Raw genomic sequence first — 13,856 nt, forward strand, 5'->3', positions numbered from 1 at the left:
CCGGGCGCACGACCATGCCGTATCGGGGCAAGGTAACCTGGCTGGCGGCAACAGTCCGCTGTGGCATGGCGCCGCTGGCGGCGGCCACCGCAACGGCGCGGCGCAATGGGGCATCCGCAGCAAGGAATTCGGCGGCGCCGGTTACAACCAGCTGCTGTTCGACGATACCGACCAGCAAGGCCGGATTCAATTGAAAAGCAGCCAGGCGGCCAGCGAATTGAATTTGGGCCATTTGATACACAGCGCCGACAATTACCGCGGCAGCCTGCGCGGCAGCGGCGCCGAATTGCGCACCGACGCGTATGGCGCGGTACGCGCCGGCGCCGGGTTATTAGTGTCGAGTTATGCGGTCACGCATGGCGCGGCGCGGCGCGATCCGGCCGGCGACAATGCCCCCGGCATCGCGCTGCTGAAACAGGCGGTGGTGCTGGCAGAGACCTTCGGCAAGGCCGCCAAAACGCATCAGACGGTGGCCTGCAGCGAGAATGTGGCGCCGTTAAAAGCGTTGCTGGCAAGCGTATCCGGCATGCATGACATGGACGGCAGCGAAGTCCCGCACGTCAAGGACCCGATCATCGCGCTGTCGGCCAAGGCGGGATTGGGTGTGGTGGCCGGGCAAAACATGCAGATGAGCAATGGCGAGACGGTGACCCTGATGAGCGGCTTGGACAGCCAGTTCATCGGCGGCGGCCAATGGCGGGTGCACACCGGCCAGGCGATCGGTGTGCTGGGCGGCGCGGTGCAGGCCGGCGACGACAATGTGGGCCTGCAATTGATCGCGGCCAGGAACACGATTGAATTGCAGGCGCAAAGCGATGTGATGAATATCCAGGCGCGCGACGAAATCGATGTCATCAGCGCCAACGCCCACATCGACTGGGCGGCGGCGAAAAGCATCAGCATGTCGACGGCGGGCGGCGCGAATATCACGATTGCAGGCGGCAATATCACGGTGCAATGTCCGGGCAAGATCATCATCCATGCTGGGAAGAAGGCTTTTACCGGACCGACGCGTGTGAATTATCCACTACCGGCACTGCCGACCAGCGTATGCAAAGCTTGCCTATTGGCCGCCTTGCGTAGCGGCAGTCCATTTGTCGCGCCAAGCGCAGCGTGAGGAAATCCCATGTACTTTGCCATTGATACTCCCGATGCAAACTGTCCGGTACTGATTGCGCAGCAATTGCAGGAAGTGCGCACCACCGATGAGACTGCTCCCCTGCACTTGTTGGCGCTGGTCGATGGCGCCTTTGATGAAGCATTGTTTACCGAGCGTTATCGGAACCGCCTGCCGCGCCAATCGCTGTATGCACACACCGCGCTGCAAAGCTTCGGCAATGCATCACCGCATGTGCTGGCAGCGCCTGCGGGCGACGAGGCACAGGCGGCCTGGCTGCAACGTTTGTTTGAGATATGCGCAGGCAAGCCTATGCTCAGCATTATCGCCAGCAGACTCGATGTCGCGGCATTCGCGCAACACCTGCGCCCCTACCTGATCGCCATCACGCCGGACACCGTCGAATGGCCGGTGCGTTGGGGCGATACGCGCATCTTGCCGGCGCTGCTGGCGGCATTGACGCAAGCCCAGCACAGCCATTTGCTCAGTCCGGTCTATCGCTGGTGGTCGGTACGGCGCGATGGCGGTTTGATCAGTTGGCAAGGAGCGGGAGACATCCAGCCGACCGATGCCGGTTTTGACAAGCTGCCGTTGAGCGACTCGGCTTTTGCAGCCTTGGTCGACGCAGCGGAAGCCGATGCCGTACTCGCCAATCTACACGACACGCAACCGGATTTGTTTCATTCCAGCAGCCCTGCCGAATGCCATGCCCGGGTAGCGCGTCACCTGACCCTGGCCAGCGCCAGCGGCATCGAAGCGGCCGGACCACGCCAGCATTTCAGCGCACTCGCCTTGATGCTGGCCGATGATTTTAGCGCTCATCCAGCGATGGCGAACCTGCTGCGGCGCACTCGGCAAGGTGCAAATTATCTGACGGAAATCGATACGCTGCCGGAAGATTTTTGGCAAGCCAGAACGACTGTATCATCAATTTAACTGAAACTTATGGAGATAGTATGAAATGGTTTTTTATTGTTCTTATTTCATTTTTAATGAGTGCTTGTGCTGCTCGGCAGCAAAAGGAATCGACGATGGCTCCAGCTTCCGTAGGCATAGTAAATCATACCGGAAATTATATTCATAGCGCATCGGTAAATGGTGCCGGGGGAGCAAATATGGCGAGGTGGGGGGCAGGAGGGGCTGATGTTTGCTGTACCTCAATCCCAAAAGTCTGGTATCCCGGCATGAAAGTGTTGGTTAGATGGAATATGCCCGAGGGGCATACAGATATATTTAAGGAAAAAATTGTTGAAGTTGAAAAATACGATGAAGCTGGTGATATTTACATGCATTTCTTTCCTAATGATGAGGTACGTGTAGTGGTTTCCAATGCCAGAGGTGCAAGTTCGGCACATCCGATTATTCATTATGGAAAACCGGAAACCATTTCTTCAGGAAAATGATTGCGATGATTTCCAAAACTCCCATATCTGCACCATTTCCTGTTGATAATTTTTTACTGCCATCGATTAAAGAACAGTCAAAAATATCCATGATTACATGCGATAAATCATCAGACACAAAATGCAGTATTCCTATTAGAGTCGGCCTGTTCTTTGATGGTACAAATAATAATTTGGAACGTGACAGAGATGGCAAAAGAATCGGCGTGCCAGATTCAAAAACAAAAATTCCTGTTTTTATAAAAAACAAACCATTAAAGCTTGAAGAATACAGTCATAGTAACGTTGCAAGACTTTTTTTTGCATTTGCTCAAAACAAGGAAGGAAGTGGTTATTTTCGCAACTATATGGCTGGTGTCGGCACACCTTTTCCAGAAATTGGAGAGTTGACCGAATCTGATGATGGCAAGGCTTTTGCCAAAGGCGGGCAACCTCGAATTATCTGGGCGCTACTACAAGTGTTGAATGCCATTCACCTGACTGCGGATGGATTGAAGACTCCGCTTTACAAACCAGAAGAAATTGGTAAATATGCACAAGATTATGATGAAGAGGTTGGAAAGAGTGATGGCGATGTTTATGGTAACCGGCAACAAATTACCCATGTCTCATGGTTTGCCAAACATATAGCCAAGCTTGAAAAAGCGCGTGAAACACGTCCCAAGCCTTTGATCCCTTCAGTGACATTAGATGTATTTGGTTTTTCGCGCGGCGCCGCCCAAGCTGTAGCTTTTTGCCACTTATTCAATGATCTGCTGGTTGAGAATAAGTTGGCGGGAATTCCTGCAACTATAAATTTTCTGGGCTTATTCGACACGGTTGCCACCGTCGGCGTATCCGCTTCAGTAGCTCGCACCTTGCCAGTGCCTGATGGTTTCGCCGATGGTCATTTTTCTTGGGCCAAAAGAATACTCGACCCTCTGCCTGCCTGCGTCAACAAAGGTTTGCATTGTATAGCCGCACATGAACAGCGCATGAATTTTCCTGTGACCGGTTTAGCGACGGGAAACAAAATAATAGAAATGTATTTTCCGGGAGTCCACTCCGATGTGGGCGGTGGATACGCCCCTGGTGAGCAAGGAAAAGGACGAGGCGCCCAAGCCGCGATGCTTTCGCAAATCCCATTGGCATATATGTATAAGGCTGCGAGGCTCCAAGGAGTTCCCTTGCAGCCATTCAGCGAATTGGAAACACGTTTGCAAGATGAATTTCAGGTTGACTTAAACTTGGCTTCGGCATGGAATGCCTATACAAAAGCGCTTGACGATGAGGGTGGATTGCTGCTGAAACATATGGAGCTTTACCTTCGTTGGCGTGCCGCCCGCATGGAGTCACTTGAACAAATCGCCAGCTTCAAGGCTGCCGATCCGCAGGCTCAACAGGATTTGCAAGATTCCAATCGTATGCTGGCCGGCGATGTTCGAGCGATGAAATTTAGAAGCAAGTTAAATTCGATGAGTAAAGATATGAATAGCTTGCCTTTTTCGCAAGCCGATGCTGTAAATATTAGTCAATGGCAATATCTTAGGGCACAAAAATCAGTTCCTTTAAATAAATGGGAACAATGGGCTCTTTCAGCCTATAACACCGCCGAAGCATTGCCTGATGATGTCATGCGATTCTTTGATGACTACGTACATGATTCATTGGCAGGCTTTTATTTGGCTGGAGAAGTAACTGAATATGATAAACGCGCCAAGGCAAGCAAAGTCATGAAGGAAAATCCCGGTACTCTTAAAGGTTTTGATAAGAAGGTGTTTGATATAACAAGTAAAGCACAGGTGGCACAGAAAAAGAAAGAACGTGGCGAAATATTAAATCAAGAAGAGGAAAATCTGGCCAATGAAGCCGAATACGGCACTCCGTATCCGATCATGACCGATACTGACAGTGCCGATTTGCGAAACGCAATGATCTTGACACAAACTTCCACCAGACGTGAAGGCGGAGGATATTTCATGCGACGCGGTTATTACCCTCATGAGGGATTTCTATTTTTTCGTAGAAGTAAGTATGAAAATCAATTGCAGCGCACTCCCCGCGTGCCTAAAACAAGTAAAGCGGACAAAAAAGATTCACCGGTATTTGATATGGTGTGGAGCGAGGACATGGCGACCGATTTGCGTATCGCGGATGCCCGGCAATTCAATGGCTACGGTGCGAACTTGGCAATTGTGTAAATGTTGTTTTACTCGTCAGGCAGATGCCTGTCACGCTGTGCATGGAGGACATGGTGTAGCGCCGGCACGAATGTCGCCATTCAAATAAGTACTGGCATGGCAATTGGCCTGATGAGCCGACTGGACAGCCAGTTCATCGCTAACGGCCAATGCCGCTTGCATCCGCACGCCGGAAGGCACGATGCAGGCGCTGCCTTGGGCGAAGCGATTGTCAATCAAAACATCATTTAATCAATCAAGAAGACTTTTAGATAAGTGAGTATTTATCTACGTAGTCTGTGCAATTGACTCTAATAATGATAATCATTACCATTCGCATCTCATAGATTTTTGCCAGTCTCTGCCGCCTCCGCTTCGAATCTGTCGCGTCGCCTACACAGTCTGCGCAAACAGTTCATTCGCCCCGGAGATCGTTCATGCACCAGACTTTGCAACATCCGCAATTCCCCCTGCGCCGCTTGCCATATGCTATCGCCCTCGCCTTGCTGGCCTTGCCGGGCGTCACGCTGGCGCAACAAGCCGATACCGGTGGCGCCGAGGCCGCCGTGATGGACACGGTGCAAGTGAGCGGAAACTGGCTGGGCACAGGGTTGCAGAACAGCATCAAGAATTTCCCAGGCTCTCGTACCGTGGTGCAAAAGGATGCGATTGAAAGTTCCGGCGCCGCCAGCATCAGCGACGTGATGCGCCGCATCCCGGGCGTACAGATCAGCGACAACTCGGGTAGCTCGGGCAGCGCGGTGTCCCTCAATATCGGCGTGCGCGGCCTGGCCGGACGTTATTCGCCGCGCAGCACCGTGCTGCTCGACGGCATCCCGCTGGCGGTCGCGCCTTACGGCCAGCCACAATTGTCGTTCGCGCCTGTCAGCCTGAACAATATCGAATCGGTCGATGTGGTGCGCGGCGGCGGCGCGGTGCGCTACGGCCCGCAAAACGTCGGCGGCATCATCAATTTCAAGTCCCGCTCCATCCCGACCACCAGCGGCCTGCAGGGCGATGCGACGGTGCGCTACAACAGCTATAGCGAAGTGGGCCACAACACCCAATACAGCGCCTTCGTCGGCAACCAGCTCGACAATGGCGTGGGCTTTGCCGTGCTGTACTCGGGTCTCGATGGCAGCGACTGGCGCGTCGGCAGCAATGAAAAGGTCAACGATTTCGCGCTGAAGCTGCGCTACGACCTGAGCCCGACCTCCGAAATCTACGGCAAGCTGTCGTATTACGACGTCACCTCGTACACCCCTGGCGGTTTGACGGTGGCGCAATACAAGGCCGATCCTTTCCAGAACACCCGCAAGACCGATTTCTGGAGCGGCAACCGCAGCGCCGCCGACATCGGCTACCTGAATACCATTTCGGCCAACCAGGAATTCGAAATCCGCGCGTATTACAACAAGAGCGAACGTCAAAGCACGCTGGTCAATACGGCTTTCACCGGCCTGGGCCATCAGCCGCGCAATTACCAGGTGCTCGGTATCGAACCGCGTTATACGCAGCGCTTCAGCATCGGCGGCGTCACCCAGGATGTCACGGCCGGCTACCGCTACCTGCGCGAGCGCGCCGATGAAACCGTGTACAACACGGTGATCGCCAGCGGCGTCAACCAGGCGCCGACCGCTTTTGCGAATAATTCGACCGACGCGCATGCTTTTTACATCGATGACAAGATCGCCGTCGGCGCATGGCGCATCACGCCGGGCATACGTTACGAACACATCGAGACGACCCGCATCAACCACGTCCCGACCGATCAGGAAATCGAGTTAACCAACAACAAGCCTTTGCCGTCGTTGAATATCGCTTACTTGCTGACCAATGACTTGACGGTGTTCGGCAACTACAGCACCTCGTTTGGCGCGGTGCAAAACACGCAATTGAATACGCAATCGGCCAACAATCCGTTGAGCCCGGAACTGGCCAAGACGATGGAAGCCGGCGCACGCTGGAAAAGCAGCGGTTTTTCGGCGGAAGCGACACTGTTTAATATCAAGTTCGACAACCAGATCCAATCGGTCGGCAGCGGCCTGAACCTGACGTTTGAAAATATCGGCGCGACCCATCACCGCGGCCTGGAAACGGCGTTCGACTACAAGTTCGACAAATCCGGACCGCTGGCCGGCTTGAACGCCTTTGCCAATTATTCCTATACCCATGCGACGCTGGAGTCCGGCGCGAATGCCGGCAACGATGTGGCCTTTTATTCACGCAATACCGATACCATCGGCGCACGTTATGAAATCGGCTCCTGGGCCTTGAATCTGTCGACCGTCCATCAAAGCAGCCAGTTTGCCGACGATGCCAACACGGTGGCCGAATCGGCCGACGGCAAGCTGGGCACCATTCCAGGCTACCGTACCTGGAATGCGCAAGTGAGCTGGAAAGTACCGCATCAAAAAGGCGTTGAAGTCCTGGCAGGCGTCAACAACCTGGCCGACACGCGCTTTTTCACGCGCACCTCGGATAACAACCTGGGCAAGATGGTCGGCGCGCCGCGCATGGTGTATCTCCAGGGCCGCTGGGTTTTCTAAACGCCCCTTCCAGCACTCCCCACACGCCGGCCATCGTCTTGCACGATGGCCGGCGTTGTTTTTTTCTCCTCCCCGCTGCGCAGAAAAACAACAAGCTGCGCCGTGCGTTTCCGGGAGATTAGCCTGTCCCTCCCAGTAGATTATTACACCACATTATTTAATTGCCTTGCAGCAAATAATAATTTCAATTTTTATACATTTTTCGATGTCATTGATGAGCATGCTCAAGATGCCGATGATACAATTCACATATCGATTAAGAAACTAAGTTACATTAAATACAATTCACTGGGAATAGGCTATGAAAATCTCACCCGTACTGTTGACCGTCTTCGCATTCAGCGCCCTGGTCGCAGCAGGCAGCGCCAGCGCCGCCAACACCCCGGCAACCCCGCTCGTTCCAGCCAATCCGAACCTGGTCGTCAACGGCAGTTTTGAAGCGAATACTTTCAACGGTTCGTTCACCCAGCTGAGCGCGGTGAACGGCTGGACTTCGTCGAATGGCGTGTTTGAATTGCAAAAAGGCGCAAACCAGGGCGGCATCAGCGGTTTCATGCCAAACGCGGCCGATGGCATTCAATATCTGGAATTGAACAACAACAACCTGTCGTCGGTATCGCAAAACCTGGCCACCAAGGCTGGCGGTCTGTACTCGCTGTCGTTTTCTTTCGCCGGCCGTCCGGACACCCCGAACCAGCTGCCTAGCCTGATAAACGTGTACTGGGGCAATACCCTGCTGAATCCGTCGCCGCTGGTCGGCACCGATACCGGCAGCTGGCAAAATTTCAGCCTGAGCACGCTGACGGCGCAAGGTGCGCTGACGTCGCTGCGCTTTGAGTCGGTCGGCCCGACCGGCGCGCCGACCTTCGGCTCCTACCTCGACAACGTGACCGTGACCGCCGTGCCGGAACCGGAAAGCTACGCGATGCTGCTGCCGGGCCTGGCCTTGGTCGGTTTCATGGCGCGCCGTAAAAAAGCGGCCTGAGCATTCCGCAGTATTCCTGACCAAGCCGCCCGGTAATTGTTGACCTGGCGGCTTTTTTTATGGCGCACGCGGTGACGGTTGTTTATTCGAAACTCCCGCCCAGCGAATTGGCGATCATCGCCTGGAAGTCCTGGCGCAGTGCACGGTCGCTGCGGAACTGGCCCAGCATCTTCGACGTCACCGTCACCGCGCCCGGCTTGCTGACGCCGCGCGTGGTCATGCACATATGCGCCGCCTCGATCACCACCGCCACGCCGCGCGCCTGCAAGGTGTCGTGGATGGTGTCGGCGATCTGGGCAGTCAGTTTTTCCTGGATTTGCAAACGCTTGGCAAATACGTCGACCACCCGCGCCAGCTTGCTGATGCCGACCACCCTCTCGCGCGGCAAATAGGCAATGTGGGCACGGCCGATGATGGGCACCATATGGTGCTCGCAATGCGATGCGAAGCGCACGTCGCGCACGATCACCATCTCGTCGTAGCCGTCGGACTCTTCAAAGGTGGCGCTCAGTTCGCGGGCGGCGTCGGCCTCGTAACCGGCAAAAAATTCGCGGTAGGCGCGCACTACCCGGTCCGGCGTATCGATCAAGCCTTCGCGGCCGGGATCGTCGCCAGCCCAGCTGATCAGGGTTTTGACAGCGGCCAACGCTTCTTCGCGGCTGGCGCGGCCGGAAGCGGCGGCAGGAAATGAGAGGGATTCAGGCATTATCGAGTTTGATGTGATCCGCGTCATGCGGTGAGATGGACATGATAGGGTTTCTCGCCATCAAATGCAACCAACTTGCATTAATGGAGTTCAAAACGCTGTATTAAACACCTACAGTCTTGAGCAATGTTGCACAAAAGAACTTGATTGAGGCTACAATGACATGTCTTTTGCCAACATTTTTGGCAATACCGAACCGCCGCCAGGGAATACCATGTCTGAAGAAAAAAGCGTTACCGATTTCAATTCCTACGGCAAGGAAACGCCGGTCGGCCGGCCCGATATCGATGGCCGCGCCGGGGTCTTCGTGCCGACCGAGGAGTTTGACATCGACAATACCACCACCATCCGCAAGGGCGCCGGCATCGTCGGTTTCGGCAACCTGGATGGCACGCTGACGGTCTATTACGAAGCCAACCGCTTCGATGAAAGCGGCTTGCACAAGTGGGAACACAAGGCCCGCAAGGCGTATGACCGGATGGTGATGGGCGCGCCGACGGTGTCGAAAACCAAGATCGAAGCGAAGATGCTGGAACAGGTCGGCATCATCGACGGCATGGGGATCAACTTGAAGCATCCTGAGCGCCTGGCGCACTGGCTGCAGATATCGAACGTGATGGATACCGCGCCGGAACAGCCGGTGGTGATGTGGAAAAACCGCTAATCAGGCTTGGCAGCGCTTCCACAGTATTGGACGAGGTGTTGTCCTACACGGGGGCGGACATTCATCTGATGCCCAAGAGCATTATTTAAACCTATCATACAGGCATAGACTCACACCATCCCAACGAATTGACCAGGAGTACCCCATGTCTCGCCTTTTACCCATCGTCTTCGGCGCTTTACAGCTTGGACTGGTCGGTGCGGCGACATATGTGCTGTGCTCGGCCAGCGTACTGAACGAAGCTTCAGTGTTCCTGGCGCACTAATTACGCAGAAAAAATGGCACACCGGCCTGCCCGGGTGCGCCATTCAAGCGATCAATCGCTGCACTCTTAACGGCGGCCGTGGAAGCCGCCATAGCCGCCCCAGCCGCGATGGCCGTAACCGCCCCAGCCGCGGTGGCCGCCGACGAACAGGAAATCGAAGCCAATCGACACTGGCGGATTGTAATAATACGGCTGCGGGTAATACACCGGCTGCTGCACATATACCGGTTGCTGCACATACACAGGCTGCGGCGCGCCATACACCGGCTCGCTGGTATATTGCACGGTCGTTGGCGCGGACACATATCCAGCTTGCACCGGTTCCGACGATACCGTATGCCATTGATATGGATCGACCGGCGTCACCACGCGGGTACCATAATATGCCGGACCCGGCGGCACGACGGCGCAACCGCCCAAGGCGGCCAGTGACATCACTACGATCAAGCTTTTCATGATAATTCTCCTATTTCCCATGACTTACTATAGGAAATAAATCAGGGGGACGCTGCACATTTAACAGCTTGTTACATCGGCCTCGTCAACGTTACATGGGACCGGCACACCAGCCCCATCGTGCGCGTCAAAGATGGTCGATATCGCACATATCGAGCGCACGACCGCCAGCATCGTAGCGCAAGGCGCAGACTTCAAAGCGTACACCATAATCGAGATCGATGCGCTGCACCTCGCCGTATCGCAGCTTGAAACTGCGAGCCAGCTCACTGCGGGCGGACAAGGCGCCGACATCCGATGGTATCGCCATCACCGCGTCGAAACCGGGCTGGTGCACCTCCTGGCGCCGCGCTATATCGGTAAGCAAGGTGACATCGAGCTGCAAGCCGCCCAGCACATAACTGAAGAACGTCACCTTGCGCTGGGCGCTCATGACGCCCCAGGCACAAGCGCCGGCGGCATCGCATTGCCTGATTTGCGCCAAGGGGAAATATTCCTTTCCACCCTGTAATTTCTTCAAGGGCCAGCTGGAACGCAATCCGTCGCGCTTGCCGCTGAGCGGATTGATCCACGTCAAGCGGTTAACCAGCGACACATACTGGCCATCTTTTTGCGGATCGTCGGGACTGGAAAAGGAGGCGCAAGCCGACAGCGTCAACGGCAAGGCAAGGAACAATACCGGCAGCAAGAATTTACTCATGATCGCGACTCGCTCGTTTAAAGAAGTATCGGCTGGCACTGGCCAGCTCACGGTAACACAGATCAAGGCCGCATGCGGCGCCATGCAAAAACGGCCCGCCCCACGATGGCAGTCGTGAGCCGGGCCGCATCAAGGGCCGGGAGCCTGGGGAACCGTCCGCCGCTGCGGACCTCAGGCCATCAGTCCAACTTCCAGGCGTAATCCACCTTGGTCCAGGTCTGCGCCGCGCTGCCATCCTTGGTGCCCGGCTTGAATTTGCAAGCGCTGAGCGCCTTGATGGCGGCCTTGTCGAGGTTCTTGAAACCGCTGCTCTTTTCCACTTTCGATTCCGCCACGCTGCCATCGGCATTGACCAGGAAGCTCATCGAGACCGTGCCTTGCTCTTCATTCATCAACGAAGCTTTCGGATAATCGGCCTTGCAATTCTTTGAATCGAAACTGGCAGGAACTTCAGCCGCAAATGCTGCGGAGGAGACAGAAACCAGCAACGCTGCCGCTACACTCGCAAAACGCTTATTTTTAGACATTTGTTTCCCCAAATATTTTTAATCAGAACAAACGATTTCAGACACCCTGGAACGATACTCGCGCAATCTGTTTTACAGCTTCCAGACGTAGTCGACCTTGGTCCAGGTCTGGGCCACGCTGCCATCCTTGGTGCCAGGCTTGAACTTGCAGGCGCTGATGGCTTTAACGGCAGCCTTGTCCAGATTCCTGAAGCCGCTGGTTTTTTCAATTTTCGATTCGATGACGCTACCCTCGGCCGACACCAGGAACGCCATCGAGACGGCGCCCTGCTCTTCATTGACCAAGGAGGCTTTCGGATAATCAGCCTTGCAATTTTTTGCATCGAACGATGCCGGAACTTCAACGGCGAAGGCGGTGGCGCTCACGCCGGAGAACAGTACCGCTGCAATAACACTGACAAAACGCTTATTCATGATCACACTTTTTCCACAACGTTAAACAAAACCTGGACCGCACCATCAGCGGCAGCCGCAGCGCGCTCGCGCGGCAGCGGCCCCTGCTGGTTAACACGGCTTAAAACTCTTCCCACTCGTCATTGGCGCCAGCGCTGGCGACAACTCTCTTCGGCGCCGGCGCCGCTGCGGCGGCAGCTGGCGCGGCGACTTTACGCGGTGCTGGCTTGGCGGCGCGCAAGGCGGCCACCGGCTTGGCTTTGACATGCGGCGCCAGCGGCGCGGCCACGGCTGCCGGGGCCGGCTGATAAGCGACGGCTTTTTCTTCGCCTTCGACCAGTTTGAAGATGCTGACCACGTGGGCCAGTTCGGCGGCCTGGTCTTGCAGGCTTTGCGCAGCGGCGGCGGCTTGTTCCACCAGCGCGGCGTTTTGCTGGGTCATGCTGTCCATTTCGATGATCGACAGGTTGACTTGCTCGATGCCGGCGCTTTGCTCCTGGCTGGCATTGGCGATTTCGCTCATGATGTCGGTCACGCGCTTGACGCTGTCGACCACTTCGCCCATCGTCACGCCGGCCTGGCCGACCAGCTTGGTGCCGGCTTCGACCTTGCCGACCGAGTCATCGATCAAGCCCTTGATTTCCTTGGCCGCCGCGGCCGAACGTTGCGCCAGGTTGCGCACTTCGGTCGCCACCACCGCAAAGCCGCGGCCTTGTTCGCCGGCGCGCGCCGCTTCCACCGCGGCGTTCAGCGCCAGGATGTTGGTCTGGAAGGCAATGCCGTCGATCACGCCGATGATGTCGACAATTTTCTTCGACGAGTCGTTGATCGACCCCATGGTGCCGACCACTTGCGCCACCACCTCGCCGCCCTTCAGGGCCACGTCGGACGCGGTCGCCGCCAGCTGATTCGCTTCGCGGGCATTGTCGGCGTTCTGCTTCACGGTCGACGTCAGTTCTTCCATCGCCGACGCGGTTTTTTCCAGCGAGCTGGCCTGCATTTCAGTGCGCGACGACAAATCGATATTGCCGGCCGCGATTTCACGCGACGCCGTGCCGATGGTTTCGGTGCCGACCCGCACCTGGCCGACGATGCCGACCAGGCTGTTGCGCATTTCCTTCATTTCCGCCAGCAGGCTGGAATTGTCCGACGCCTGGGTGTTGATCGCGATCGACAGGTCGCCATTGGCGATGCTGCCGGCGATGGCCGCCGTGTAATCCGGTTCGCCGCCCAGCTGCTTCAGCAGGCCGCGGGTGATCACGAACGCCGCCGCCACGCCCAGCGCCACCGCCAGCGCGCCGAGGATGATCATGAAGGTGCGCGCATTGTCGAACGCGGTGCGGGCATCGGTTTGCACCTGGGCATTCAATTTGTCTTCCAGCGACGCCAGTTGTTCCAGCGCTTCCATCCATTTTTTCTGGACCGGGCGGATTTCCTTGATCATCACCTTGGTGGCGCCTTCGGCGTCGTTGGCCAGCCACAGCGCGGACGCCTTGGCGATGGCCGGCATCGCCGTCGCTTCATACTCCTTGATGGAGGCGAGCAAGGTCTTTTCTTCGGCCGTGGATTCCAGCGCAAACTGGGCTTCCAGTTTCTTCTGGGTTTCCTGGTAGGTATTGGTCTGGCTCTTGATGCGGGCCATTTCCGGCTCCATATCGCCGGCGTCGGTCATCAAGGTCAGGATGCGCAGCGACGTGATACGGTCGCTGACATTGCCGCGCATGTCGATCACCAGCCGGGTGACCACGTTATTGACACTGACCACATGGTCGAGGCGATCCTGGATTTGCGCCATGCGGCCGATGCCGACGACGGTCACCGCGATCAACAACACCAGCACCAACGCAAACCCCAAACCGAGGCGGCTACCAACCTTCATTTTTGCTAAATTCATTTCGGCTCTTCGTAAATGACTCATTGATAAGAATTTTG

12 protein-coding genes and 1 pseudogene are annotated in these 13,856 nt (G+C 56.0%); 7 read left to right on the forward strand and 6 right to left on the reverse strand.

What is annotated here, in order from left to right; genetic code table 11:
* Positions 1–4: 4 nt before the first annotated feature.
* From GJA_RS19835 to GJA_RS19860, 6 genes and pseudogenes are all read left to right on the forward strand, one after another.
* Positions 5–1,117: pseudogene (locus tag GJA_RS19835) on the forward strand (DUF2345 domain-containing protein); the annotation flags it as partial.
* A gap of 9 nt (positions 1,118–1,126) precedes the next feature.
* Complete coding sequence (locus GJA_RS19840) at positions 1,127–2,053, forward strand: DUF4123 domain-containing protein (protein ID WP_038495711.1); 927 nt, start codon at positions 1,127–1,129, stop codon at positions 2,051–2,053.
* Between the two features lie 20 nt (positions 2,054–2,073).
* Entirely contained in the window at positions 2,074–2,520 is a 447-nt protein-coding gene (locus tag GJA_RS26895; protein ID WP_081905503.1) for a DUF3304 domain-containing protein, read from the forward strand.
* A complete protein-coding gene (locus GJA_RS19850) occupies positions 2,517–4,700 on the forward strand; it encodes a phospholipase effector Tle1 domain-containing protein (protein ID WP_242404585.1) in 2,184 nt (727 codons plus the stop codon). The genes GJA_RS26895 and GJA_RS19850 overlap by 4 nt, the downstream gene beginning before the upstream one ends.
* Positions 4,701–5,116: 416 nt before the next feature.
* Positions 5,117–7,228 carry a TonB-dependent receptor family protein gene (locus GJA_RS19855; RefSeq protein ID WP_051781171.1) on the forward strand — a complete coding sequence of 704 codons (2,112 nt, stop codon included), beginning with the start codon at positions 5,117–5,119 and terminating at the stop codon, positions 7,226–7,228.
* Between the two features lie 301 nt (positions 7,229–7,529).
* Entirely contained in the window at positions 7,530–8,213 is a 684-nt protein-coding gene (locus GJA_RS19860) for an FxDxF family PEP-CTERM protein (RefSeq protein ID WP_081905504.1), read from the forward strand.
* A gap of 82 nt (positions 8,214–8,295) precedes the next feature.
* On the opposite strand, the gene folE is transcribed toward GJA_RS19860, so the two are convergent.
* On the reverse strand, positions 8,296–8,919 hold the full coding sequence (gene folE, locus GJA_RS19865) for a GTP cyclohydrolase I FolE (protein ID WP_038495720.1): 624 nt from the start codon (positions 8,917–8,919) through the stop codon (positions 8,296–8,298).
* 214 nt (positions 8,920–9,133) lie between these two features.
* Between folE and GJA_RS19870 the strand changes: the two genes are divergently transcribed.
* Positions 9,134–9,583 carry a hypothetical protein gene (locus GJA_RS19870; RefSeq protein WP_038500560.1) on the forward strand — a complete coding sequence of 150 codons (450 nt, stop codon included), beginning with the start codon at positions 9,134–9,136 and terminating at the stop codon, positions 9,581–9,583.
* 331 nt (positions 9,584–9,914) lie between these two features.
* Here the strand turns inward: GJA_RS19870 and GJA_RS19875 are convergent, their stop codons facing one another.
* The 5 genes from GJA_RS19875 to GJA_RS19895 form a co-directional block, all read right to left on the reverse strand.
* Positions 9,915–10,304, reverse strand: a complete 390-nt coding sequence (locus tag GJA_RS19875; RefSeq protein ID WP_038495722.1) for a hypothetical protein — start codon at positions 10,302–10,304, stop codon at positions 9,915–9,917.
* A gap of 127 nt (positions 10,305–10,431) precedes the next feature.
* Positions 10,432–11,004 (reverse strand): hypothetical protein, encoded by a 573-nt coding sequence (locus tag GJA_RS19880; protein ID WP_061301628.1) that lies wholly within the window; start codon positions 11,002–11,004, stop codon positions 10,432–10,434.
* 179 nt (positions 11,005–11,183) lie between these two features.
* Complete coding sequence (locus tag GJA_RS19885) at positions 11,184–11,531, reverse strand: energy transducer TonB (protein ID WP_038495728.1); 348 nt, start codon at positions 11,529–11,531, stop codon at positions 11,184–11,186.
* A gap of 72 nt (positions 11,532–11,603) precedes the next feature.
* Positions 11,604–11,945, reverse strand: a complete 342-nt coding sequence (locus tag GJA_RS19890; RefSeq protein ID WP_038500563.1) for an energy transducer TonB — start codon at positions 11,943–11,945, stop codon at positions 11,604–11,606.
* Between the two features lie 100 nt (positions 11,946–12,045).
* Positions 12,046–13,818, reverse strand: coding sequence for a methyl-accepting chemotaxis protein (locus GJA_RS19895; protein WP_242404586.1), 1,773 nt, complete (start codon positions 13,816–13,818; stop codon positions 12,046–12,048).
* Positions 13,819–13,856: the final 38 nt, after the last annotated feature.

The sequence above is a fragment of the Janthinobacterium agaricidamnosum NBRC 102515 = DSM 9628 genome, assembly GCF_000723165.1.
GTDB lineage: Bacteria > Pseudomonadota > Gammaproteobacteria > Burkholderiales > Burkholderiaceae_D > Janthinobacterium > Janthinobacterium agaricidamnosum.

Coding starts and splice junctions, on each gene's coding strand:
- GJA_RS19870 (WP_038500560.1), top strand. CDS start 9,134: ATGTCTGAAGAAAAAAGCGTTACCGATTTCAATTCCTACGGCAAGGAA.
- GJA_RS19885 (WP_038495728.1), bottom strand. CDS start 11,531: ATGTCTAAAAATAAGCGTTTTGCGAGTGTAGCGGCAGCGTTGCTGGTT.
- GJA_RS19855 (WP_051781171.1), top strand. CDS start 5,117: ATGCACCAGACTTTGCAACATCCGCAATTCCCCCTGCGCCGCTTGCCA.
- GJA_RS26895 (WP_081905503.1), top strand. CDS start 2,074: ATGAAATGGTTTTTTATTGTTCTTATTTCATTTTTAATGAGTGCTTGT.
- GJA_RS19840 (WP_038495711.1), top strand. CDS start 1,127: ATGTACTTTGCCATTGATACTCCCGATGCAAACTGTCCGGTACTGATT.
- GJA_RS19890 (WP_038500563.1), bottom strand. CDS start 11,945: ATGAATAAGCGTTTTGTCAGTGTTATTGCAGCGGTACTGTTCTCCGGC.
- GJA_RS19880 (WP_061301628.1), bottom strand. CDS start 11,004: ATGAGTAAATTCTTGCTGCCGGTATTGTTCCTTGCCTTGCCGTTGACG.
- GJA_RS19875 (WP_038495722.1), bottom strand. CDS start 10,304: ATGAAAAGCTTGATCGTAGTGATGTCACTGGCCGCCTTGGGCGGTTGC.
- GJA_RS19850 (WP_242404585.1), top strand. CDS start 2,517: ATGATTGCGATGATTTCCAAAACTCCCATATCTGCACCATTTCCTGTT.
- GJA_RS19895 (WP_242404586.1), bottom strand. CDS start 13,818: ATGAATTTAGCAAAAATGAAGGTTGGTAGCCGCCTCGGTTTGGGGTTT.
- GJA_RS19860 (WP_081905504.1), top strand. CDS start 7,530: ATGAAAATCTCACCCGTACTGTTGACCGTCTTCGCATTCAGCGCCCTG.
- folE (WP_038495720.1), bottom strand. CDS start 8,919: ATGCCTGAATCCCTCTCATTTCCTGCCGCCGCTTCCGGCCGCGCCAGC.